This is a genomic window from uncultured Clostridium sp., from assembly GCF_937920395.1.
GTDB lineage: Bacteria > Bacillota > Clostridia > Clostridiales > Clostridiaceae > Clostridium_AD.
The window spans coordinates 14,703-38,411 of the sequence record NZ_CALEVF010000239.1 but is presented as its reverse complement, the minus strand read 5'-3'; the positions used below and the strand labels follow the sequence as shown (position 1 = coordinate 38,411).

Annotated in this window: 21 protein-coding genes and 1 other annotated feature; of the genes, 15 read left to right on the top strand and 6 right to left on the bottom strand. The window is 30.8% G+C overall.

Annotated features, from left to right (window positions below):
- Together Q0649_RS15640 and Q0649_RS15635 are read left to right on the top strand one after the other, a co-directional pair.
- Positions 1–786 (top strand): aminoglycoside N(3)-acetyltransferase (locus Q0649_RS15640; RefSeq protein WP_298844132.1); only part of this gene is annotated, 786 nt, incomplete at its 5' end.
- A 72-nt stretch (positions 787–858) separates the two neighbouring features.
- Positions 859–1,302, top strand: a complete 444-nt coding sequence (locus Q0649_RS15635) for a GNAT family N-acetyltransferase (protein WP_298844131.1) — start codon at positions 859–861, stop codon at positions 1,300–1,302.
- A 499-nt stretch (positions 1,303–1,801) separates the two neighbouring features.
- Here Q0649_RS15635 and Q0649_RS15630 read toward each other — a convergent pair whose 3' ends face one another.
- A complete protein-coding gene (locus tag Q0649_RS15630; RefSeq protein WP_298844129.1) occupies positions 1,802–2,827 on the bottom strand; it encodes an ABC transporter substrate-binding protein in 1,026 nt (341 codons plus the stop codon).
- A gap of 204 nt (positions 2,828–3,031) precedes the next feature.
- Positions 3,032–3,260, top strand: a binding site (T-box leader).
- A gap of 79 nt (positions 3,261–3,339) precedes the next feature.
- On the opposite strand from Q0649_RS15630, the gene Q0649_RS15625 reads away from it, so the two are divergent.
- From Q0649_RS15625 to Q0649_RS15595, 7 genes are all read left to right on the top strand, one after another.
- Entirely contained in the window at positions 3,340–5,982 is a 2,643-nt protein-coding gene (locus Q0649_RS15625) for a valine--tRNA ligase (protein WP_298844127.1), read from the top strand.
- 720 nt (positions 5,983–6,702) lie between these two features.
- Positions 6,703–8,379, top strand: a complete 1,677-nt coding sequence (locus Q0649_RS15620) for a peptide ABC transporter substrate-binding protein (protein ID WP_298844125.1) — start codon at positions 6,703–6,705, stop codon at positions 8,377–8,379.
- 82 nt (positions 8,380–8,461) lie between these two features.
- Positions 8,462–9,412, top strand: a complete 951-nt coding sequence (locus tag Q0649_RS15615; protein ID WP_298844123.1) for an ABC transporter permease — start codon at positions 8,462–8,464, stop codon at positions 9,410–9,412.
- An 11-nt stretch (positions 9,413–9,423) separates the two neighbouring features.
- On the top strand, positions 9,424–10,341 hold the full coding sequence (locus tag Q0649_RS15610; protein WP_298844120.1) for an ABC transporter permease: 918 nt from the start codon (positions 9,424–9,426) through the stop codon (positions 10,339–10,341).
- Positions 10,342–10,355: 14 nt separating this feature from the next.
- The gene (locus Q0649_RS15605) at positions 10,356–11,375 is read left to right on the top strand and encodes an ABC transporter ATP-binding protein (protein WP_298844118.1); all 1,020 of its coding nucleotides are present in this window, start codon (positions 10,356–10,358) and stop codon (positions 11,373–11,375) included.
- Positions 11,375–12,343 carry an ABC transporter ATP-binding protein gene (locus tag Q0649_RS15600; protein WP_298844114.1) on the top strand — a complete coding sequence of 323 codons (969 nt, stop codon included), beginning with the start codon at positions 11,375–11,377 and terminating at the stop codon, positions 12,341–12,343. Before Q0649_RS15605 ends, Q0649_RS15600 begins: the two co-directional genes overlap by 1 nt.
- A gap of 203 nt (positions 12,344–12,546) precedes the next feature.
- Positions 12,547–13,899 (top strand): folylpolyglutamate synthase/dihydrofolate synthase family protein, encoded by a 1,353-nt coding sequence (locus Q0649_RS15595; RefSeq protein ID WP_298844138.1) that lies wholly within the window; start codon positions 12,547–12,549, stop codon positions 13,897–13,899.
- A 67-nt stretch (positions 13,900–13,966) separates the two neighbouring features.
- On the opposite strand, the gene Q0649_RS15590 is transcribed toward Q0649_RS15595, so the two are convergent.
- Entirely contained in the window at positions 13,967–14,215 is a 249-nt protein-coding gene (locus tag Q0649_RS15590) for a TIGR03905 family TSCPD domain-containing protein (protein WP_298844111.1), read from the bottom strand.
- Positions 14,216–14,363: 148 nt separating this feature from the next.
- Between Q0649_RS15590 and Q0649_RS15585 the strand changes: the two genes are divergently transcribed.
- Positions 14,364–15,245, top strand: coding sequence for a YncE family protein (locus Q0649_RS15585; protein WP_298844109.1), 882 nt, complete (start codon positions 14,364–14,366; stop codon positions 15,243–15,245).
- A gap of 26 nt (positions 15,246–15,271) precedes the next feature.
- Here Q0649_RS15585 and Q0649_RS15580 read toward each other — a convergent pair whose 3' ends face one another.
- On the bottom strand, positions 15,272–15,799 hold the full coding sequence (locus Q0649_RS15580; RefSeq protein ID WP_298844104.1) for a DUF4364 family protein: 528 nt from the start codon (positions 15,797–15,799) through the stop codon (positions 15,272–15,274).
- Positions 15,800–16,030: 231 nt separating this feature from the next.
- Here Q0649_RS15580 and pdaB point away from each other — a divergent pair, with 231 nt between their 5' ends.
- Together pdaB and Q0649_RS15570 are read left to right on the top strand one after the other, a co-directional pair.
- The gene (pdaB, locus tag Q0649_RS15575; RefSeq protein WP_298844101.1) at positions 16,031–16,780 is read left to right on the top strand and encodes a polysaccharide deacetylase family sporulation protein PdaB; all 750 of its coding nucleotides are present in this window, start codon (positions 16,031–16,033) and stop codon (positions 16,778–16,780) included.
- A gap of 179 nt (positions 16,781–16,959) precedes the next feature.
- Entirely contained in the window at positions 16,960–17,649 is a 690-nt protein-coding gene (locus tag Q0649_RS15570) for a single-stranded DNA-binding protein (protein ID WP_298844136.1), read from the top strand.
- Between the two features lie 359 nt (positions 17,650–18,008).
- Here Q0649_RS15570 and dapD read toward each other — a convergent pair whose 3' ends face one another.
- Positions 18,009–18,719, bottom strand: coding sequence for a 2,3,4,5-tetrahydropyridine-2,6-dicarboxylate N-acetyltransferase (gene dapD / locus Q0649_RS15565; protein ID WP_298844134.1), 711 nt, complete (start codon positions 18,717–18,719; stop codon positions 18,009–18,011).
- A 211-nt stretch (positions 18,720–18,930) separates the two neighbouring features.
- Here dapD and Q0649_RS15560 point away from each other — a divergent pair, with 211 nt between their 5' ends.
- Positions 18,931–20,082, top strand: a complete 1,152-nt coding sequence (locus Q0649_RS15560; RefSeq protein ID WP_298844099.1) for a pyridoxal phosphate-dependent aminotransferase — start codon at positions 18,931–18,933, stop codon at positions 20,080–20,082.
- Positions 20,083–20,463: 381 nt separating this feature from the next.
- Here Q0649_RS15560 and dapB read toward each other — a convergent pair whose 3' ends face one another.
- Both dapB and dapA read right to left on the bottom strand, forming a co-directional pair.
- Positions 20,464–21,219 (bottom strand): 4-hydroxy-tetrahydrodipicolinate reductase, encoded by a 756-nt coding sequence (gene dapB, locus Q0649_RS15555; RefSeq protein ID WP_298844096.1) that lies wholly within the window; start codon positions 21,217–21,219, stop codon positions 20,464–20,466.
- Positions 21,219–22,112 carry a 4-hydroxy-tetrahydrodipicolinate synthase gene (gene dapA / locus Q0649_RS15550; RefSeq protein ID WP_298844093.1) on the bottom strand — a complete coding sequence of 298 codons (894 nt, stop codon included), beginning with the start codon at positions 22,110–22,112 and terminating at the stop codon, positions 21,219–21,221. The genes dapB and dapA overlap by 1 nt, the downstream gene beginning before the upstream one ends.
- Positions 22,113–22,499: 387 nt before the next feature.
- Between dapA and Q0649_RS15545 the strand changes: the two genes are divergently transcribed.
- Together Q0649_RS15545 and Q0649_RS15540 are read left to right on the top strand one after the other, a co-directional pair.
- On the top strand, positions 22,500–22,739 hold the full coding sequence (locus Q0649_RS15545) for a small, acid-soluble spore protein, alpha/beta type (protein WP_216145104.1): 240 nt from the start codon (positions 22,500–22,502) through the stop codon (positions 22,737–22,739).
- A 226-nt stretch (positions 22,740–22,965) separates the two neighbouring features.
- The gene (locus tag Q0649_RS15540) at positions 22,966–23,703 is read left to right on the top strand and encodes a class I SAM-dependent methyltransferase (RefSeq protein WP_298844081.1); all 738 of its coding nucleotides are present in this window, start codon (positions 22,966–22,968) and stop codon (positions 23,701–23,703) included.
- Positions 23,704–23,709: the final 6 nt, after the last annotated feature.

Sequence of the window (23,709 nt, the reverse complement as noted above, 5' to 3'; positions counted from 1 at the left end):
ATAAAAAGGTTGAAATTAAAAAATGCGACAACTATGTTGACAAATTCCGGTATAAATAGCAGTGATATTTTATTAGTTCATTCATCATTGTCAAGTCTAGGATGGGTTTGTGGTGGGGCTCAGACTGTAATAACTGCATTAATGAATGTTTTGGGAAGTGATGGAACATTGGTTATGCCAGCCCATAGTGGAGAGTGGAGTGACCCTGCGCAGTGGAGCAAACCACCAGTGCCAAAAGAGTGGATACAAACAATATATGATAATATGCCTGCATTTGACCCTGAAGTTTCACCAACACGAGGAATGGGAAGCATTGCAGAAGTATTTAGAACATTTCCGAGGACAGTACGGTCGAATCATCCGCATTTATCATTTAGTGCAAATGGAAGAGATGCAATGCATATTACTAGAAATCACTCATTGACTCCATCACTTGGTATGGATTCCCCACTTGGCAAAATGTATAATTTAAAAGCAAAAGTTCTTTTACTCGGAGTAGAATATAATTCTTGCACATGTTTTCATCTTTCAGAATCACTTATAAATGAAATGCCTAAAGAACGTATAGGTACTGCAATATTTGAGAATGGTGAGCGGTGCTGGAAATGGTTTGAGGATTATGAGTATGATACAGAAGATTTTATGCTAATTGGAAAAGACTTTGAGAATAATTTTAATATACAAAAAGGCATGGTTGGTAATGCAGAATGCACGTTATTTGAAATGAAAGAGGGAGTTGACTTTGCTAAGACATGGTTAATTAAACATAGATTTGCTTCTAGATAGGATATATATATGCTAGATTATGGTATGCTTTAAAGAAATCATAATTGTGATTTTATATAACAGGAGGATTATATGGAAGTAAGAATTATAGAGAATAATAAAAAAGAATTTCTGGATTTATTGCTTTTAGCAGATGAACAGAAAAGTATGATTGATAAGTATTTATATAAGGGAGATATGTTTGCATTATATGATGGAGAGCTGAAAAGTGTTTGCGTCGTAACAAAAGAAGATAATAATGAATATGAATTGAAGAATTTAGCTACATACGAAAAATATAAGGGACAAGGATATGGAGGTAGTTTGGTGAATTATATATTTGAACATTATAAAGAAAAGTGCAAAACGATGATTGTAGGTACTGGAGATAGTGGTATGACAATTCCTTTTTATGAACAGTGTGGATTTAAGATATCCCATAAAGTAAAAAACTTCTTTATAGACAACTACGATAAACCTATTTTTGAAAATGGTGTCCAACTTGTTGATATGGTTTATTTGCGAAAAATATTTTAACATCACTGCCTTTTTAAATCCATGTTTAGTTATCGGATCATTTTGTTTTAATGTCACGCAAGATTTTCTCCTTGGGTGACAGATACACATTAGAAGTATGAAATTTTTCCGGAAGTGACTTAAAATAGGAAGTGTAGAAACATTGAAATTTCATTTAGAAATTCTTGCTTCGCCAATATTAAATTTAAAGGATAGGTATCATACCAGCAGCGTATCGGATTTCCTTTAACTATGTATGTAAATATGTATTAGTAAATTATAATTATGAAGGTTCGGTATTTATGTGTGAGAAAGATAGTATATAATGAGTTTTACAGAAGCTTAGTTTGTGTAGTGAAAATTTACGTAAACAGCCCAGGACGGGCTGTTAGCACTTTTGAGACAGGACGTCGAATAAGTGCGTTAGGAAATATTTCATGGAACAAACTTAGATGCTGTCAACGAATGGTCTACTATCAGAACATCATAAATGTCGAACCTTCACAGTATAGTTTTATATTTATTTTATAGTTGTTACTGCTTTCTTACTAAATGTAGTGTTAACTATTGTATCAAAGCTTGGTCTTGTTGGTATTAGTGATGCTTTGTAAGATTGAATTACATCCATAAGTTTCGTTAAGTTTTCTGTAGTTAATGTTGGGTTTGTTGAGAAAGCATTAATATTTCTGTAGTTTTTAATAGATGAAATAAGTACAGCCTCATCTGTACCAGGGAAGTAAGATTTAATTGAAGTAATCACGTCTTTGTCAGAATGGCTATTTACCCATTTTTGACCTTTGTATATTGCATTAGTGAATTTCTGCATTACAGCTGGATTCTTTGTTATATAAGATTTTGTGGCAAAAAAGCAGGTATAAGGAATGGTTCCAGCAGATTCACCAACGGATGCAACAATATTTCCAGAGTTATTAGTCTTTAAAGTACTAGCAGTAGGCTCAAAAAGAGCAACATAATCGCCTGTTCCGGCTTTAAAAGCACCAGCAGTAGCTGTGAAAGCAAGATTTGTAACAAGATTTACATTAACCCCAGGTTTTAGACCGTGATTATTTAAAACATATTCAAGGGCCATTTCGGGTACTCCGCCAGGTCTTCCACCTATTATAGTTTTGCCTTTTAAGGATTCCCATTTAAAGTTTGTCTCGGCTTTTCTAGATACTAGGAATGATCCATCCTTTTGTGTTAATTGTGCAAAAAGAACTGGGTAGTCTGTTCGATGCTGATTGTAGATGTAAACGACCTGTTCTGGACCTGCAAGACCGATATCAGAAGCTTTACTTAGGACTTGTTGCATAGTTTTATCTGCACCTTGACCAGTGGAAAGTTCAATATTAAGTCCTTCTTCTTTAAAGTAACCTTGTGCAATAGCTGCATACATAGGAGCATAAAAAATAGAACGTACCACTTCATTTAATTTTACTTTTACGAGAGGGGTAGTGGTAGATTTTTGTGCACAACCAGAAAATAATGTAGTTATTAATGCAAGCGAGAGAAGCAACGAAAAAATCGACATTTTTTTAATCTTCATAGATACCTCCATATTATATAGTAGTTATGATTATATAATATGAAAAACAATGTAAATGTGACATTTTATATTTAAGTTAAGGTGTAAATTTAATATCTTGACATATAAAAATTAAAAGGTATAATAAAAATTAAATACTATATAACAAATACATAATATATTGTATAATGAGTATAACAAATACATAATATATTAATAAAATATATAAAAGCTTAGATGAAGAGGAGTAAAGGAAATTAGTATTAAGAGAGAAAGATCCATAGGCTGTAAGATCTTTTATATGAAAAACCTTGAAGGTTGCTTCGGAGTTTCTTTGCCACATTCATGTATTTATGAATAGAGGGTATAAGACGGTTTTCTTAATCGTTAAATTATAAAGAGCCTGCAATTTTGTAGGAAAAAAGGTGGTACCGCGGAGCTTTTCGTCCTTTTACAGACGAAGGCTCTTTTTTTATTGTCTAAAAATTGGAGCTAAAAAATCAATTTGGTAAATATATTTAGGAGGAGTTAATATGGAAGAAAATAAAAATATTGATAAAAATTATAATCCGAAAGACTTTGAAGAAAGACTTTATGCATGGTGGGAAGAAAAAGGTTTTTTTACACCAAAAGTTGATAAAGATAAAAAACCGTTCACAATTGTAATGCCACCACCAAATATTACAGGAAAATTACATTTAGGTCATGCTCTTGATAATACTCTTCAAGATATTTTAATAAGAACTAAAAGAATGCAAGGGTATAACACATTGTGGCTTCCAGGTGAGGATCATGCTAGTATTGCAACAGAAGTTAAGGTTGAAAATGAACTCTTAAAACAAGGTCTTAAGAAAAAAGAAATGGGAAGAGAGGCTTTCCTTGAAAAAGTATGGGATTGGACTAATGAGTATAGAGCAAAAATTAGAGGTCAAATAAGAAAAATGGGATGCTCTGTTGATTTTACCCGTGAAAGTTTTACTATGGATGAAAATCTAAATCATGCAGTAAGAGAAGTTTTTGTTAAATTATATAATGATGGACTTATTTATAAGGGAAATAGAATAACTAACTGGTGTCCTAAATGCATGACAGCAATTTCAGATGCTGAAATAGTGTTTGAAGAACAAGAGGGTCATTTTTGGCATATAAAATATCCAATAGTAGGAACTGACAAATTTTTAGAAATAGCTACTACAAGGCCAGAAACTATGCTTGGAGATACAGCTGTTGCAGTAAATCCTAAAGATCCTCGTTATACGCACTTAGTGGGCAAAACAATAATGCTTCCACTAGTAAACAGAGAAATACCAATAGTTGCAGATGATTATGTTGATATAGAGTTTGGAACAGGAGCTGTTAAAATTACTCCAGCACATGATCCTAATGATTACCAAATAGGCAAAAGACATAACCTAGCAGAAATAGTAGTTTTAAATGAAAATGCAGCTATTTGTGAAGGTTACGGAAAATATTCAGGTCTCGATAGATATGAGGCAAGAAAGGTAATGGTAGAAGATTTAGATAAGGCTGGTCTACTTGTTAAAATAAAAGACCATGCTCATAATGTAGGTACTCACGATAGATGTAAAACAACTGTAGAGCCAATGTTATCTGAGCAATGGTACGTTAAAATGGAATCTCTTGCAAAGCCAGCAATCGATGCGGTAAGGGAAAAGAAAACCAAGTTTGTCCCTGAAAGGTTTGAAAAGACATACTTTAATTGGATGGAGAACATTCAAGATTGGTGTATATCAAGGCAATTATGGTGGGGTCATAGAATTCCAGTATGGTATTGTAAAGATTGTGGAGAAGTTATAGTAACAGTTAACGCTCCAACAAACTGCAGCAAATGTAATAGTACAAATCTTAACCAAGACAAAGATGTACTTGATACTTGGTTTAGCTCAGCATTATGGCCTTTTTCAACACTTGGTTGGCCAAATAATACAGAAGATCTCAAACAATTTTATCCAACAAGCGTTTTAGTAACGGGATATGATATTATATTCTTCTGGGTTGCAAGAATGATTTTTTCAGGAATATATAATTTAGGGGAAGTACCATTTGAAACAGTAGTAATGCACGGTATGGTTCGTGATGATCAAGGTAGAAAGATGTCTAAGTCTTTAGGAAACGGTATTGATCCACTGGATGTAATAGACCAATATGGAGCAGATGCATTAAGATTTTCACTTGCAACAGGAAATTCACCAGGAAGTGATATAAGATTTTATGAGTCAAGAGTTGAGGCAGCAAGAAATTTTGCTAATAAAATTTGGAATGCATCTAGATTTGTTATGATGAACAATAACGAGGAATTAATGGCTAAATATAAAGAGAGTAAAAACTACACAGTTGCAGATAAGTGGATATTATCAAGAATGAATACTGTGACTAAAGAAGTTACAGAAAATATTGAGAAATATGAAATTGGAATAGCACTTCAAAAGACTCATGATTTTATGTGGACAGAATTCTGTGATTGGTATATTGAACTTGTTAAACCAGTATTATATGCGCAGGATTGTGAGGCTAAAGGTGTAGTATTAAATATACTTAATAAGGTACTTAAAACAGGACTTAAATTGCTTCACCCAGTTATGCCGTTTATAACAGAAGAAATTTATACTCATTTAGATAATGAATATGAATCCATAACAATCTCTAAATGGCCTGAATTTGATGAGTCTCTTAAAGACGAAAAATCAGAAGAAAAAATGAACTATATTATAGAAGCAATAAAAGACGTAAGAAATGCTAGGGTAGGAATGAATGTAGCGCCTTCAAGAAAAGCCAAAGTGTTTATATATGCCATAGAAGCAAAAGAAGCATTTGAAGAAGGTATGGTATATTTTCAAAAACTTGCATCAGCAAGCGAAGTTAAGTTTTTACAATCTAAATCACAATCACCTGAAAATGTAGTTACAGTAGTTACTAAAGGTGCTGAAATATATATGCCATTACTTGAACTTGTAGATTTAGAAAAAGAATTAGAAAGATTAAATAAAGAAAAAGATAAACTTAAAAAAGAAATAGATAGGGTAGAGAAAAAGCTTTGTAATGAAAGATTCACAGCTAAAGCTCCAGTTGAAGTAGTAGATGAGGAGAAAGCGAAAGGTGAAAAATATAAGGAAATGTATAATGCAGTAATTTTAAGTATAGAAAATTTGAAGTAAAATCTTATATTAAAATTAACATATATTTTTATAGAGAGAACTGCTAAATATAGAATAGACATTCAAGTAATGTCTATTTTATATTTTTTTGTTGTAGTAAGAAAGATATAAGGTTATACTAAAAAATATAGTTTTGAATGGAAAAATTCAATATTTTTAAAAAAAAGAATATTGAAAATATTGATTACAAAAGATTCATGACTTTGAAACTTATGAAAGATATTAACAATAATAAATAAGTATAAAGTTCTTACTTAATTTATATATAGTAATATGGAATAAGGAGTATTAAATTTAGTATTATCTAATATGCAATTGAATAAAAATACACATAAACATTATTAAATAATTTTTTTATGCATAATATATAAGTAATATGAATAAAGTAGAAATAATATACAAACAAACTATAAATAATATGAAGAGATATGATATTAAATTAAAAATATTGCATTGACATTTATTTATTTGTTTGCTATTATTCTAATAATATTAAATATTACAAAAATTAAATAATTAATTTGCTTCACATTCAAATTATAGAATTAAGTGACGTACGGAGCTCGACAACCTAAATTTGCATTTCAATGAATATTTTTAATGTAAGTAGATTTTTTAGAGTATGAGAAGCTAAATTTGGTACTCTTTTTCTGTAATTTTCTTGAGAAGGATATTCATTTAGTTAGAAGTAATTATTTATTAATTAAGGGGGGATTTTTAATGAAAAGTAAGAAGATTGTTTCAGTACTTATTGTAGTCTTAGTGTTAAGTGTGGCATTAGTAGGTTGCGGAGCGAAAAGTGGAGATAGTGCAAGTACTACAAAATCAACAACAGCGAAACTTGATGCTGATCAAACAGCAAACATTTTAGGGTATGATTACACATCACTCGATCCAGCAGTAATAAGTGACATGGAATCATTTACTACACTTACAAATGTTGATGAAGGACTAATGAGAGAAGTATCAAAGGACGGTAAGGTTGTAAGTATTCTTGCAGGTGCTGATAAGATGACAATTAGTGCTGACCATAAAGTTTACACTTTCCATATAAGAGCTAGTAAGTGGTCTGATGGAAAGGCAGTTAGAGCTCAAGATTATGTATACGGATGGCAAAGGCTTGCTAATCCAAAAATAAGTCAAGATTATCTTGGATTTCTTAATGAAATGGGGGTTAAGGGCGCAACAGAAACAGGAGTAGCTAAACCAAGCGATTTGGGAGTTAAAGCTATTGATGACAATACATTTGAGGTTACACTTAAATCACCAAGTGCTTATTTTGAAACTACATTGAATTTTAAAGGATTAGTTCCACAAAGAGAAGATATAGTTAAAAAATTAGGAGACCAATATGGTCAAGATTTTAAAGGAATGGCTTATAATGGACCATTTATAGTTTCAGATCATGTAAAGAGTGCTAAAGTTGTTTATACAAAAAATGCAAACTATTGGGATGCAACAAATGTTAAATTAACAACAGTTAATGCTCAGGTAATTGATGAACCAGCTACTTATAACAAGATGTTTGCTGCTCAAGAACTTGATATGATTGTAGGAGCTACAGATTACCTTAAACCACTACAAGCTAAAGCGGCAGCAGGTGATATTTCTTATTTGAAGGGTAACGATCCATCAGTATATTACTTTATATTTAATAATAAAACAAAAGCATTATCAAATGCTAAGCTAAGATTAGCTCTATCACTTGCTTATGATAGACAAGTTCAAATAAATACAGTATTTAAAAAACATTATGTTGCTGAGGGTATAGTTCCTAGTAAGATAATGGTTGGTAATGAAGAGTTTAGAAAAGTAGTACCAGAAGCATTAAAAACTGTTAAAGATGATCCAAAAACACTTTTAGCTGCGGGATTAAAAGAAGCGGGTTTAAGTTCAGATCCATCAAAGGTTACTTTAAAGTTATTAATGGGAAAAGCAACTTCAATAACAACAGCTCAAGCTCAATTTATTCAATCTCAATATAAGAAAAATCTTGGAATAAATGTTTCAATCACCTATGCAGTAGATTCTCCTTCATATTTTAAAGCTAGATCACTTGGTCAATTTGATCTTTGCTCTGGTGGTTGGGGTGCTGATTATAATGATGTTATTTCTTTCTTTAATATATTTACATCGAAAAATGGAAATAACAATGGTAAATATAATAACCCAGCATATGATGCTCTAGTTGAAAAAGGAAAAACAGAATTAGATTCTAAGAAAAGGGTAGCTATATTTAAACAAGCAGAAGATCTTCTTGTAGCTAAAGATGCTGCAGTTTCTCCATACTACTACAAACAAGTTGATTCATTCATGCAGACTTATTTAAAAGGAATGTATGTACCAATATTTGGTGGATACTATGACCTTAAAACAGCATATATTTCAGGTAAATAGTAGCATTATATTTTAATTAAATGCTGCAACAGAGTCAATTAGGCTTTGTTGCAGTAATTTTATGACAGGAGGAGAAATTTGTATGGCTAAATATATAATAAAGAGGATTGGCTATATGATCATTACACTTTGGGTTGTTGCGACTATTACTTTTGTTCTAATAAATGCTATACCAGGAGATCCTATATCTGCTTCAGCAGGTAAAGTTCTTGATAAAAAAGTAGCTGCAGAAATTATGAAAAAGTATCAACTAGATCAACCAGAGTATGTAAGATATGGTACATATATTAAGAATTTAGTACACGGGGACCTAGGAATGTCAATACATTATCCAGGTCAAAAAGTAAATGATATTATTTCAAAAGAGTTTCCAGTTTCATTAAGATTAGCTCTTCAAGCAGTAGGAATAGGAATTATTTTCGGAATAACTTTAGGTATAATTGCGGCGTTTAAGAGGAATACATGGGTAGATTATACCGTAATATTTATAGCGCTTATTGGGGTTTGTGTTCCAGGCTTTGTTTTAGCAATCCTTTTACAATATGGACTAGGTGCAAAATTTGGTTTGAAAATAGCGGGATGGTCTGATAGCAGTCTATTCAATATATATAGATATTCATTATTGCCATCGATAGCACTTGCAATGGCGGGTCTTGCATCAAATGCAAGGTTTATGAGAACTTCAGTACTTGAAGTAATTAATCAAGACTATGTTTTGACTGCAAAGTCAAAAGGGGTTGGTAAGTTATCTTTAGTATGGAAACATATTATAAGAAATGCCATATTACCAGTAGTTACAATGATAGGACCTAGAATAGCATATGTAATCACAGGTTCTTTAGTTGTAGAGAGTATATTCAGTGTGCCAGGACTAGGTAGAGAGTTAGTTTCTGCAATTTCTAATAGAGATTATACTGTAGTAATGTCATTAACTGTGTTTTTTGCTTTCTTGTACATTGTTTCTTTACTTATTGTAGATATAGTTTACGTTTTAGTTGATCCTAGAATTAAATTAACTCAAAGGAAAGGGTAAGGAGAGAAGGCATGAAAAAATATAGCAAAGATTTATTTAATATTATAGGGTATTCGAAGAAAGATTTAGATGTTATGGTAAGGCCTAATGTAAGTTATTGGCAAGATGCATGGAGAAGACTTAAGAAAAATAAGGTTGCCATGGTTTCTATGGTACTTTTGATAGTAGTTATAATTATGTCAATTATTGGACCAATGATTTCATCTGTTAATTATCAAACTCAAAATTATGACCTTTTAGATAAAGGACCAATGGCAAAACATTGGTTTGGAACTGATAATTTAGGAAGAGATATGTTTGCAAGATTATGGATGGGTGCAAGAGTATCTTTAAGAATTGGTTTTATAGGTACATTAATTGAACTTCTTGTTGGATGTGTATATGGTGGTATATGTGGTTATTTTGGTGGCATGGTTGACACAATACTTATGAGAATAGTTGAAGTAATTGTAAGCGTTCCATATCTTATTGTTGTTATTTTATTGTTACTAGTATTGCCAGCAGGAGAGGGAACAATAATTATTGCGCTTTGTATTACTGGATGGACAGGTATTGCTCGTTTGATAAGAGGACAGGTTATGCAACTAAAAGAATCTGAATATGTTTTAGCTGCTAGAGCACTAGGTGCTAGTCCAACTAGAATTATCGCAAAACATTTAATTCCTAATACAATTGGAGTTATACTTGTTTATATGTCTATGGATATACCAGCTTTTATTTTTGATGAAGCATTTCTAAGCTTTCTTGGGCTTGGTATCCAATCCCCTAAAACTAGTTGGGGAGCATTAATTTTTGCTGGTCAAAGTCAGATGATGTTCCGCCCTTCTGAATTCATATTTCCAGCAATAGCAATAAGTATAACAATGTTAGCATTTAATTTACTTGGTGATGGTTTAAGAGATGCTCTTGATCCAAAACTTAGACAGTAAGGAGGGTTGAGCACATGACAAAGTTACTTGAAGTTAAAAATTTACGAGTTTCATATCACACATATGCTGGAGAAGTTCAATCTGTAAGAGGAATAAGCTTTGAAGTAAATGAAGGTGAAACTCTTGCGGTGGTAGGAGAATCTGGTTGTGGAAAAACAGTAACAGCTAAATCACTTATGAGATTAATACAAACTCCACCGGGTGAGATTAAAGATGGTTCTGAAATATTATATAATGGTAATGATATTTTAAAAATGAAAGAGGAAGAATTAAGGCATTTTAGAGGTGCTGAAATCAGCATGATTTTCCAAGATCCTATGACTTCTTTGAATCCTACTATGACTATTGGAAAACAGATAGCAGAAAGTTTAATAATTCATAGAAATATGAAAAAACATGAGGCTATGGATGAAGCTATAAAAATGTTAAAACTTGTTAACATTCCAAATGCAGAGAGAAGAGTTAAACAATATCCACATGAATTTTCTGGTGGAATGAGGCAACGTGCAATGATTGCTATTGCGCTTGCATGTTCTCCTAAAATTCTTGTAGCAGATGAACCTACAACTGCACTAGATGTTACAATTCAAGCACAAATAATGGACCTTATAAAGGAACTACAGAATAAACTGGGTACAGCTGTTGTCTTGATTACACATGATTTAGGTGTAGTTGCAGATGTCGCAGATAGAATACAAGTTATGTATGCAGGTAAGATAATTGAGAGAGGAAATACGGATGAAATATTTTATAATCCGAAACATCCATATACATGGGCACTTCTTCAATCGGTGCCTAGATTAGAAACAGGTCATAAAGATGATTTGTATTCTATCAAGGGAACTCCACCTGATTTGGTTAAACCACCAGTTGGTTGTCCATTTGCTCCAAGATGTGAATATGCTATGGAAATATGTAAACAAGAAATGCCAGAAGCTACTATAATTACGGGTACTCATGAGGCTTTATGTTGGTTACAACATCCGAATGCACCTAAAGTAGAAGTGCCTTTTGAAATTGGAGGTATAAATTAATGGCTGAAAATAAAAGTGAAGATTTAATTATAGTTAAAAATTTAAAAAAATATTTTGAAGTTGGGAAAAACGAAACGCTTAAAGCTGTTGATGACGTTTCTTTTACAATTAAAAAAGGGGAAACATTAGGACTTGTTGGTGAATCTGGTTGCGGTAAAACCACGTGTGGAAGAACTGTAATGGGACTATATCCAGCAACTTCAGGAGAAGTAATATTTAATGGTGTAAATATACATGGACTTAAGGGTAAAGCAAAACGTGACTTTTGTAGGCATGCACAAATAATATTTCAAGATCCTTATGCATCATTAAACCCTAGAATGACTGTTGGAGATATTGTAGGTGAAGGTATAGATATACACAAACTCTATACTGGAAAGAAGAAAGCAGAAAAAATCCAGAAAGTTCTTGAAATGGTTGGATTAAATAAGGAGCATGCATCTAGATTCCCGCATGAATTTTCTGGTGGTCAGAGGCAAAGAATAGGAATAGCAAGAGCACTTGCTATAGAACCTAAATTTATTGTATGTGATGAACCTATTTCTGCTTTGGATGTTTCTATTCAAGCACAAGTTGTTAATCTATTAATAAAACTTCAAAAAGAACTTGGCTTAACTTATTTATTTATAGCACATGATTTATCTATGGTTAAGCATATATCTGATAGAGTTGGCGTAATGTATCTAGGAAAGCTTGTAGAAATTGCTCCAAGTGGAGTTCTATATGAGGATCCATTACATCCATATACTAAGGCGTTATTATCAGCTATTCCCGTTGCTGATCCTATTGAATCTAAGAATAAAAATAGGATTATGCTAGAGGGTGAAGTTCCAAGCCCAATAAACACTAAACCGGGGTGTGGATTTATTCAAAGATGTAAATATGCTATGGATTGTTGCAAAAATGAAACACCAGAACTAAAAGAGATTAAACCAGGACATTCTGTAGCTTGTCATTTATTTAAATAATTGAAAAGTATGTAGTAAAGAAAATGTCCATGGAAGAGTGATAGCATTATTTATCACTCTTTTTCTTTTTTTATTTAATCTACAGTTGTATTTGTTACAATAGAAATAAATATTATAATTATTTACAATAAAAGATTGGTAACTGTATCTAAGTTGGTATAGAATTTAATAGAAAGTATTTAGGGTTGAAAGGAATGATTAGCATGAATTATGATGAGGCTAGATCTTATATAACAAATACAGCTAAGTTTGGTAGCAAACTTGGGCTTGATAGAACTGAAAAATTATTAGAACTTTTAGGAAATCCACATAAAAAATTAAAGTGTATACATATTGCAGGTACTAATGGAAAGGGGTCTACCTCAGCAATGGTTACTAGTATTCTTGTGGATGCCGGTTACACGGTAGGTTCATATATATCACCATTTATTGAAGAATTTGAAGAAAGGATACAAATAAACAATAAAAATATTTCTAAAGATGATTTAAGTGATATTATAACAGAGGTTTCAAAAGCTGTAAAAAAGGTAGTGGAACTCGGATACATTAATCCAACAGAATTTGAAATTATTACTTGTGCAGCATTTTTATATTTTTATAAAAAAAATATAGATTTTGCGGTTATCGAAGTTGGGCTTGGAGGAAGGCTTGATTCAACAAATGTAATTACACCTATTCTAAGTATTATAACATCCATAAGTCTTGATCATACGTTAATACTTGGTGATACTTTGGAAAAGATTGCTTATGAAAAGGCAGGTATTATTAAAAGCGGCGTTCCTGTAGTTATGTATCCACAGAAAAAGCAAAGTTACGATGTGATAGATAAAAAATGTAGAGAAAAAAAATGTCGATTAATAAAAGTACCTGGAGATTCAGCTGTATATTTGGGCAAAAAAAATTTAAAAAATGTTGCAGTCACATTAATGGAAGGACAAGTGCCTTATAAACATAATGCTATAACTCAAAAAATAAAAATAAAAACTTTAAATAATGATTATATTATCAATTTAGCACTTTTAGGTAAACATCAATTACTAAATTGCTCAGTAGCAGTGCATGCTATAGAGGCTCTTAGAGGCCAAGGCGTCGATGTTAGTAAAGACAATATATTAGTTGGACTTACAAATGTCGTGTGGCCTGCAAGGCTTGAGGTGATGAATAGAGGCCCTTTAGTTGTTATAGATGGCGCTCATAATATAGATGGTATTAAAAACCTTACAGAAAGTATTGACATGTATTTTAATTACAATAAGATTATATTGATTTTAGGAATTCTAGCAGATAAACAAGTTGAAGAAATGATAAAAACTATAGTTCCAAAAGTAGATAGAGTTATTACTGTTACTCCACACAGTATACGAGCAGAACTTTCACAGGAATTGAAAGTCCAAGTAGAAAAGTACACATCAAAATGTGAGTCAATTGAAGATTACGAGTTGGCTTACAAAAGAGCATTAAGTTACTGTGAAGATGATGATTTATTATTAATATCAGGATCTTTATACATGGTGGGAGATATGAGGAAAATAATACGAAATATTCACGGCCATTAAAATCTTTTAAAAGAGACAAGGCTCATATTATTAAATAATATGAGCCTTGTCTCTTTATATACATTAATTAAGCATTTGCAACGAATTCTTCAAGCGCTATTGCTAATTGATCAGGGCAAGAAGTGCTTTTGTTACCACATTTAATACCTTTAAGTTTTTTTATAGCTTCTTGAACATCCATTCCTTTTACTAGGGTTGAAATTCCAAGTAAATTACCTGCACATCCGCCTGTAAAAGAAACTTCAGATATTTTATTATCAACTATTTCAAATTCTATATTTCTTGAACAAACGCCTTTTGGTTTATAACTATTCATATTTTATTCCTCCATCTTTTAAAAATATATTAATCATACTAATGATTATATACTATGAAGTACATTATTTTCAAGAAATTAATTTTTACAAAACAATGTTAGCAGATTATAACTATCTTCATATTATGGATATGAGGAGGTGAAGAATTTGAGAAACTTGTATATATGTAGTACTTCATCAGATTGCATATCAAATGTTAACCTAGACTTGTTTGTAGAAGAAGAAAAGATATATCTGGATAAACAAAATCTCAAAAGAATTGGTCCTCATGGCATATATGTTTATGAAAATAAAATATTAACAGCTAATAGTTATGATAATAGTATTTCTATTGTTAATACCAATAATCATGAAATAGAGACTTATTTTGTAGGCATGCACTGTAATGATTTATCAGTTTATGATAATAAGGCCTATGTTATTTGTGGAGACTCTGATGATATAATTGTTTTTGATTTAGAGAAAAAAAACATTGTAGAAGCAATTCCTTGTGGAAATTCACCCCATAGCATTTACATTTGCAAAAAAAAGGAACTTATTATAGTAGCAAATATGAATAGTGATAGCATAACATTAGTAGATTGTGCTCAAAATGGTAGTATTAAAGAAATTAGAGTAGGAGCATATCCTACTAAAGCTGTAATTACTCCAGATGGGAATTATATTTTAGTTTGTGAGAGTAATATAGGTATGAACAATAAGGGATGTATTAGTATTATTTCATTGAAAAATTATAATGTATTAAATAAAATACCTGTTGGGAATTCACCTGTGGATATGTATTGCAGTGGGAAATACTGTTATGTATCAAATTTTGGAGAGGGTACAGTGAGTATATTAGATATAAACAATTACAAAGAGATAAAAAAAATTGAAGTTGGGGGAATGCCTAGAGGCATAATGGAGGATGAAAAATATTTGTATGTAGGGGATAATTATAATAATTTACTTTTTAGAATTGATAAAGTAACAGAAAATAAAAAAGCCATTTCTATTGGCGCGGAGCCTACAGGAATGACGCTTCTATAAGAAGATTAAAAACTTCTTATAGAAGATTATTCATCAATAAGAAGGTTTATTATTTTAGCATAAAGTTCAGAGGGCTTTTTTCTCCATTTGGTGCATAGATTTTGTGCTTGTTTGTTAGATGTTACACTAAGTTTAATATCTATAAGTGTAAAACTATCTTCTGAAGCAGTTAGGTTAACTAAATAGTTGTTATTGTTTTCTATTGTATAATCGGCACTAACTGTTAGTTGTTTTTTGATATTTTCAATATGAATTTTTAAATAATTATCAATAAGCTCAATTTTCTTTTCAGAAATTCTTTCTTTAAATAAGGATAGGACAGTATCACCTTTTTGTGAAATGACCAATCTATGTTTACCCTTTTGCTCAGTAGGCTTAATCAAGTTTGACGCAATAAGTTCTGTAATATATTGTTGCAGAGTAAAATAATTCATAAAATTATTTTCTAAGATTATTTGTGTTATTTGGATATTCGAAATAGGGAGCTTTATTTTATAAAATATATAAAGTAAAAGAAGCTTATTTTCAGCTAATTCTAAAGCATCTTCAAACATATCTGTCCCTCCTTATAATTAGCCTAATCAAAAACAATAGTGAAATGTCTTTTTTATGTAAAATTAACTATAAACAGTATAACATAAAAAACAATGAAATAATTCGGTGCTATTAATTATTATATTTTATATCAACTTTTATAAAATCTAAATTAGTAATGTAAATTATACATATTTATTAAGTTTTAGAATATAAATTTAAAGTATAAGTATAAGGGAGAATAGGATTGTATGAGTTACATAAAAAGGAATCTAATAATATTTTGTATGATTTTCATTGGAGTCTCAACAGTTATAGGAATTTATAATTTTAAAACTAATGGTGCATTTACGGGAGTACAGCGTAAATTACCAATTTACAATGTAGATACTAAAGAGAAAAAAATTGCAATTTCATTTGATGCAAGTTGGGGCGATGACAAAACAGATGAGATATTAAAGATATTAGATAAATATAATGTTAAAGCAACATTTTTCGTAGTAGGGGCATGGGTAGACCAATATCCGGATAAGTTAAAAATAATGTATGAGAAAGGGCATGAAATAGGAAATCATTCTAATAGGCATCCTATGATGCCTACAATATCAAAAGAAGAAATGATTAAAGAAATAGATACGACAGATGCTAAAATAATGGCTATAACAGGAAAAGAAACAACACTTTTTAGGTGCCCATCTGGGGAATATAATAACTTAGTTATTGAAACCGTACAGGCTACGAATCATTATTGTATTCAATGGGATGTAGATAGTATAGATTGGAAAGAACAAGGCGCAGAAATTGAGTATAATAGAATAATAAAAAATGCTAAGCTAGGTTCTATTCTGTTGTTTCATAATAATGCAAAATATACACCTCAAAATCTATCTAAAATATTACAATATTTTAAAAATGAAGGATATACATTTGTAAAAGTATCGGACCTTATATACAAGAATAATTATTATCTAGATGAAGCAGGAAAACAAATAAAAAAATAAATTTAAATGTATTGAAATTCAACAAGCATTTGTATTATAATGGGAATACCAATTAATATTAATTATGGAAAAATAAATGTAAAAAATTATTTGAGTATTAGGTATATTACATCAGAAAAATGAATACTTATATTCTAAGGAAAGTCTAATAAAAAAACTAAGGGGAAAGAGGGATTATGATGGATAATGTTATGTTAAATAATAAGATTTATTTAGAAGGAAAGGTAGTATCTGAATTAAAATTTAGTCATGAAATGTATGGTGAGGGGTTTTACGTATTCGATTTTGAAGTATGGAGACTTAGCGAAACAACTGATATTTTAACGATAACAATTTCTGAAAGACTAATAGCAGGTATTGATATTAAGATAGGAAATGAATTCATAGTTGAAGGTCAACTTAGGTCTTATAATAAATTTGTTAATGGGTCTAATAGATTGATATTAACAGTATTTGCTAGGGATATTAAAATATGTGAAGAACGTAGTAAAAATCCAAACCAAATATTTTTAGATGGCTTTATATGTAAGAACCCAGTATATAGGACTACTCCTTTTGGAAGAGAAATTGCTGACATGCTTTTAGCAGTTAATAGATTATATAACAAATCTGATTATATCCCTACAATCGCTTGGGGAAGAAATTCTAGATTCTGTAAAAGTCTTGAAGTAGGAGACAATATAAGAATTTGGGGAAGACTTCAAAGTAGAGAATATCAAAAGAAACTATCTGATGATGAAGTTATAAAAAAAGTAGCATATGAAGTATCTATATCCAAAATGGAGAAAGTTAACAAAGATGGCGAGAACACAGTAGAATCAGATAATCCCATAGAAGAACAGAGCTGTGAGGTTCTTGACGTCATATAATATAAAGTTTTAGCTCTAGTAATCCTTTACTGAATTTATAATAAGATACACTAATAACAGTTCACCCTTGAGTTTTGCGAGCTTGTACTGTTTTGTATCTTCCGTTTTTTACAGGCAATAAGAGCACATATTATGTAATGATTATATATAATAAGTTTAGTTAGTAAAAAAGAGCATATGTTACGGTAAGTGCATTTGAATAAGCTTAGTAATTCTTACTAATTATAATTAATGATACGTTAAGAAAAGTGCATGTTTGAGCGATAGCGAGTTTGTACTTTTTAGTATCCTTAATTATAATTAGTTTAGAATTACTTAGCGAAATGAAACGCAGTTAAAGCAACATATGCTTTTGTTAATTATTTACGTAGATCATCAAGTAATTTAGTTTTGTCTTTAGTTTTACTGTCTACATTTTTTATTATTTTTGCTGGAGTTCCAGCAACTACAACATTTTCAGGGACATCATTTACAACTACGGATCCAGCTGCAACTATAGAGTTTTTACCGATTTTTACTCCTTCGAGTATTACGGAATTTGCTCCAATTAAAACATTGTCTCCAATTTCACAAGGACTTTTGCTTGGTGGCTCAAGGACACCTGCAACTACTGCGCCTGCTCCTAAATGAACTCTTTTACCTAGTTTTCCACGTGCACCAACCACAGCATTCATATCTACCATAGTTTCATCACCAATTTCAGCACCTATATTAATTACAGCACCCATCATTATAACGGCATTCTTACCTATAGTAACCTTATCACGTATAATTGCACCTGGTTCAATTCTTGCATCTATATTTTTAAGGTCTATTAAAGGAATGGCAGAGTTTCGTCTGTCCTGTTCAAGTTTGAATTTTTTTATTTTATTTTTATACTTTATTAGAAAGTCTGATACCTCTTCACTTTCACCAAAAAGCATATAAAAGTCTCCACTGCCAAAGTTTTCTATATTTCCGAATTCACACTGTGATAAATCCCCATCAACATAAAGTTTTATTGGGGTAGCCTTCTTAGCTTCTTTTATGTATCTTGCAATTTCATAAGGGTCTGTTAAATCATAGTTCATCATAGTAATTCTCCTTTCGTATTATAAGTATTAAGCCATATTCTTTTTTTTATTCATTTGATTGTATTATACATAATGTAAATGATATAGCAAAACCTACATTAAAGAAACAAATTGTTATTAATGTATCAGAATAATTAAAAAAATACTGATTTTTATTCTATTATATAGTAAAATACTTATAATGCAAACACTAGAAAAGGATGATATAATGAATAATTTGTTTTCAAACAATGTAAATAACGTAGAAATTTCTGGAATTAGAAAGTTCGCAAATAAGGTTATAAAAGTACAGGGGGCAATTTCACTTACTCTTGGGCAACCTGATTTTCCAGTCCCTAAGAATATTAAGAATGCCATGATTAAAGCTATAGATGATAATAAAACTGGATACACGTCTAATGCTGGTATTCCAGAACTTCGAGGTGCGATTTCTGATTTCTTGGCTAAAATGGATATTAGGTATTTAGCGGATGAGATAACTGTGACTGTAGGGGGAAGTGAGGCACTTCTATGTATATTTGCTGCATTTTTAAATGCTGGAGATAAAGTTTTAGTGCCTACTCCAGCTTATCCTGCCTACGCGAGCTGTGTTAAGATTTTTGGTGGAGAAGTGGTTAATTATAATCTAAATCAAGACTTTACTATTGATTTTGATATAATAACTAAACTTATTGATGAGCATCATCCTAAGCTTTTAGTTATGTCTCATCCATCGAACCCTACTGGAGCAATATTATCATGCTCTGAGCGAGACAAACTTGTTAAAATATTAAAAGAAAAAGATATTTATATAATAAGTGATGAAATGTATAGCTCATTATGTTATGAAAAATACTATTCTTTAGCTCAAATTGATGAAATAAAAAACAAAGTAATTCTGGTAGGCGGATTTTCTAAGATGTTTTCAATGACGGGGCTTCGCGTAGGGTATGTTTGTGCAAGTAGATATATTATGGATAATATAATGAAAGTTCATCAGTATAATGTTTCATGTGCCACGTCGATTTCTCAATGGGGTGCATATGAGGGATTACTTTCTTGCAAACATGATGTGGATAATATGAAACTAGAGTTTGAGAAACGAAAAGAATATGTGTGTAAAAGATTAAAACAAATGGGAATGGGTATTACGATTCCTAGGGGAGCATTTTATATATTCCCATCTATAACGAGATTTGGTATGAGTAGTGAAGAATTTTGCAATAGGTTGTTATATGATGCTAAGGTTGCTGTTGTGCCTGGTTCAGCTTTTGGCATAGGAGGAGAGGGTTTTATAAGGATTTCATACTCTTACAGTTTAGAAGTGTTAAAAGAGGCGTTAGATAGAATGGAAAATTGGATTGCAACATTATCAAAGTGATTTTTTCGAAAATAAGTCTGTGATTTGTATGAACTTTCTCTGGCGTGATTTGAAATAAGAGTTTGAAACGTGAAAGCCGATTAAGAAATTCTAGTGTTTTGCAAATATAAAATCCTCTATTACTCACATTCGGCTTACAGCCGGTTCGCTAGCCTTCCTTCTAGTCAGGCTCACGAGAATTTTATATTTGCAAAACAAGAATTTTAAAATCAACTTTCAACGTTTCTGCACTTCTTATTCAAATTACTATAGAAAAAATTCATACTATATTCCATATATACTGTAAAAAAGTTATCCGCATTGATATATGTAAGTTGGTTATGTATATAATAAAGCCTTGGATCAGAAAAATATCTGTTCCAAGGCTTTATTTATTAAAGGCTAGTTTGACATATTAACTACATCATCCATAGTGTATAGACCTTTTTCTTTTCCATATATAAATTCACATGCTTTAAGGGAACCTATAGCAAAAACATCTCTCGATATTGCAGTATGCTTGATTTCAATGCATTCGCCTTTCCCTGCAAATATAACTTCATGATCACCTATAATATTTCCACCACGTATAGCGTGAATGCCTATTTCATTACGTTCCCTTTTGCTTGAGCCATCTCTCCCTTTAACGAAGAACATATCATCGTTTATAGAATCCTTAATAGTATTTGCAAGAAGTAGAGCAGTACCACTTGGAGCATCAACTTTTTGGTTATGATGTTTTTCTATTATCTCAATATCAAAATCTTTGTAAAGCATTTTACTAATACTCTTAAGTATATTATTAACAACATTTATTCCTATAGACATGTTGGCTGAATGAAATACTGGAATCTCTTTACTTAAAGATTCGATTTTTAATAATTGAGCAGCAGAGAAACCAGTAGTACAAAATATAATAGGAATATTTTTTTCTTTGGAATATTTACATAAGCTATCTAGAGCGTCAGGTCTTGAAAAATCTAGAATTACATCTACATCGACTTCACATTTTAATATATCGCCATAACATGGGTAGCTTAAATTAGATGAATCTCTATCAACACCTGCAACAATTGATATTGTAGTAGAGGCTTTGGCCATTTCAGTAATAACTTTGCCCATTTTTCCATTACAACCGTTTAGAAGCATTTTAATCATTAGTTTTCCTCCTTTAAAGGGATATTGTATGCTTTTAATTCTTTCTTTAAAAATTCTAAATTATCTTCATCCATCTCACATAGCGGTAGTCTCAAGGGACCTACATGCATGCCCATAAGATTCATAGCGGTCTTTATTGGGATAGGATTAGTTTCTACAAATACTGCATTATTGAGGGGTAGGTACCCAAGTTGAATTTCTAAAGCTTTTGCATGCTCGCCTTTAAAATATAACTCACACATATTATGAATATCAGTAGGAATTATATTTGAAAGAACAGATATAACTCCAATAGCACCTAAAGAAAGTATAGGTATAACTTGGTCATCATTACCGGAGTATATATCTAAATTGTCTCTGCATAACGCTTTAATTTGAGCAATCTGACCTATATTTCCACTTGCTTCCTTAATAGCTACAATATTTGGTATCACACATAATTTTAGAAGTGTGGTTGGATTAATATTAAGAGATGTTCTTGAGGGAACATTATAAATTATTATTGGTGTTTTTACACTATTTGCAATTGCTTTAAAATGTTGGACTAAGCCCTTTTGAGTAGTTTTATTGTAGTAAGGAGTAATTACAAGTAATCCGTCGACTCCTATCTTCTCTGCCCATTTACTCATACTTATTGCATCGGCAGTGTTGTTACTTCCAGTACCTGCAATTACAGGAATCCTCTTATTAACTAAATCAACTACGAATTTAATAGTCTCTTTTTTTTCTTGATCAGTCATTGTAGAAGCTTCACCGGTAGTTCCACATACTACAATTGCATCTGTCTTACTTTCAATTTGCCATTCAATTAATTCTTCAAGTTTTTTAAAATCTACTCCTCTTTCGTTAAACGGAGTGATTATTGCAACCCCAGAACCTTTAAAAATACTCATAAGATTACCTCCACGTAGTTAAATGAAAAATAATAATTATTAATTGTCATTCATCATAAAACTATTTTATTTTTACTACTATATATCTATTAATTTAGATCGCTTTTAGTGAAACATTTCATGTAGAAAATATTTTCGTTTTGTTAATTTATAATAAAGTTAAAGAAGACACGAATAGTCACTAAAATATTTTTCTTTACTATATTATATAACCCATATGTAAAAATATATATACTTTTTTAAAAAAAGATGAAAATCGCTCTTTTTAATAAGTAGAAATTGATAATTTTATAAGAAATAGTATATAATTTTTTCCTTATTATGAATAAAACACATTTAAATTGTAAAAAATATATACATATTATAATTACAATAGGGAGGCACATTATGGGAAAAACACCTTTAAAAAAAGTTATAAAAGCTAAATTAAAAACAAATAAGGAATTAACTAAGAATGAAATGCTCAGAGAGACGTTAAAATATGAAATAGCAGAAGAATTAGGATTAACTAGTAAAATAGGTGAGTGTGGTTGGAGTGGACTAACTGCAGAAGAAACGGGTAGAATCGGAGGATTAATGACAAAAAGAAAAAAAAGCATAAATTTACCTAAAAACAAAGACTTTTAAAGATATTTAGTAAAATACTTTGGACAATATTTGGTGTATAGGTTAGTATAATATATACCAATATAGTTTTAAAGACATTTCAGAAGGAAAGTTTCCCATTTTAATATGTGGGAGTTAACAAGGGTTAAATCTCGTTCTGAAGTTGTCAATGCATCTTCTTCGAAGCTGTTGTAGCGACCCAGGAGATGATTTAAAGAAGAGGTTTTGGAAAAGGGGAAATGTTAATATGGACTGTTATAAAGAGTTTGCTCGCATATATGATGAATTAATCAATGCTGATATTGATTATAAAACATGGGCAGCTAACATATTATGTATTTGCAAAGAATATAACCTAGGTATGGATAGTTATTTAGATTTAGCATGTGGTACAGGTAATCTTACTATAGAAATTGCAAATGCATTTAAACATATATGGGCAGTTGATTTATCTAGTGATATGTTAAGTCAGGCAGAAAAAAAAATGCGGGAAGAACTTATAAAAGCAACATTTGTATGTCAAGATATTTGTAAACTTAATTTAAATAATAAGTTTAATCTTATAACTTGTTGTTTAGATTCTAGCAATTATATATTAGAAGAGAAAAATTTTGAAAAATATTTATCAGGAGTTTATAATTTATTAAAAGAGGATGGTTTATTTATTTTTGATCTTAACTCTTATTATAAGCTGACTACAGTGCTTGGTAATAACACTTATAATTACGATAGTAATGATTTAGTGTATATTTGGGAAAATTATTTAGAAAATGATATAGTAGAAATGAATTTAACCTTCTTTGTAAAAGAAGGACAAGTATATAGACGATTTGATGAGATGCACTTAGAAAGGGCTTATAAAGAAGAATATGTAGAAAGAATTATAAAAGAAACTGGATTTAAAATAGTTAGAAAAATGGATAGTTATGAAGATAAAGCAGTAAATAATCAGACAGAAAGAATATGTTATGTATTAAAAAAGTGAGAAATT

Coding starts and splice junctions, on each gene's coding strand:
- Q0649_RS15570 (WP_298844136.1), top strand. CDS start 16,960: ATGGATAATGTTATGTTAAATAATAAGATTTATTTAGAAGGAAAGGTA.
- Q0649_RS15605 (WP_298844118.1), top strand. CDS start 10,356: ATGACAAAGTTACTTGAAGTTAAAAATTTACGAGTTTCATATCACACA.
- dapB (WP_298844096.1), bottom strand. CDS start 21,219: ATGATTAAAATGCTTCTAAACGGTTGTAATGGAAAAATGGGCAAAGTT.
- Q0649_RS15595 (WP_298844138.1), top strand. CDS start 12,547: ATGAATTATGATGAGGCTAGATCTTATATAACAAATACAGCTAAGTTT.
- Q0649_RS15635 (WP_298844131.1), top strand. CDS start 859: ATGGAAGTAAGAATTATAGAGAATAATAAAAAAGAATTTCTGGATTTA.
- Q0649_RS15540 (WP_298844081.1), top strand. CDS start 22,966: ATGGACTGTTATAAAGAGTTTGCTCGCATATATGATGAATTAATCAAT.
- Q0649_RS15600 (WP_298844114.1), top strand. CDS start 11,375: ATGGCTGAAAATAAAAGTGAAGATTTAATTATAGTTAAAAATTTAAAA.
- Q0649_RS15590 (WP_298844111.1), bottom strand. CDS start 14,215: ATGAATAGTTATAAACCAAAAGGCGTTTGTTCAAGAAATATAGAATTT.
- dapD (WP_298844134.1), bottom strand. CDS start 18,719: ATGAACTATGATTTAACAGACCCTTATGAAATTGCAAGATACATAAAA.
- Q0649_RS15560 (WP_298844099.1), top strand. CDS start 18,931: ATGAATAATTTGTTTTCAAACAATGTAAATAACGTAGAAATTTCTGGA.
- Q0649_RS15625 (WP_298844127.1), top strand. CDS start 3,340: ATGGAAGAAAATAAAAATATTGATAAAAATTATAATCCGAAAGACTTT.
- Q0649_RS15615 (WP_298844123.1), top strand. CDS start 8,462: ATGGCTAAATATATAATAAAGAGGATTGGCTATATGATCATTACACTT.
- Q0649_RS15610 (WP_298844120.1), top strand. CDS start 9,424: ATGAAAAAATATAGCAAAGATTTATTTAATATTATAGGGTATTCGAAG.
- Q0649_RS15630 (WP_298844129.1), bottom strand. CDS start 2,827: ATGAAGATTAAAAAAATGTCGATTTTTTCGTTGCTTCTCTCGCTTGCA.
- Q0649_RS15620 (WP_298844125.1), top strand. CDS start 6,703: ATGAAAAGTAAGAAGATTGTTTCAGTACTTATTGTAGTCTTAGTGTTA.
- pdaB (WP_298844101.1), top strand. CDS start 16,031: ATGAGTTACATAAAAAGGAATCTAATAATATTTTGTATGATTTTCATT.
- Q0649_RS15545 (WP_216145104.1), top strand. CDS start 22,500: ATGGGAAAAACACCTTTAAAAAAAGTTATAAAAGCTAAATTAAAAACA.
- Q0649_RS15580 (WP_298844104.1), bottom strand. CDS start 15,799: ATGTTTGAAGATGCTTTAGAATTAGCTGAAAATAAGCTTCTTTTACTT.
- dapA (WP_298844093.1), bottom strand. CDS start 22,112: ATGAGTATTTTTAAAGGTTCTGGGGTTGCAATAATCACTCCGTTTAAC.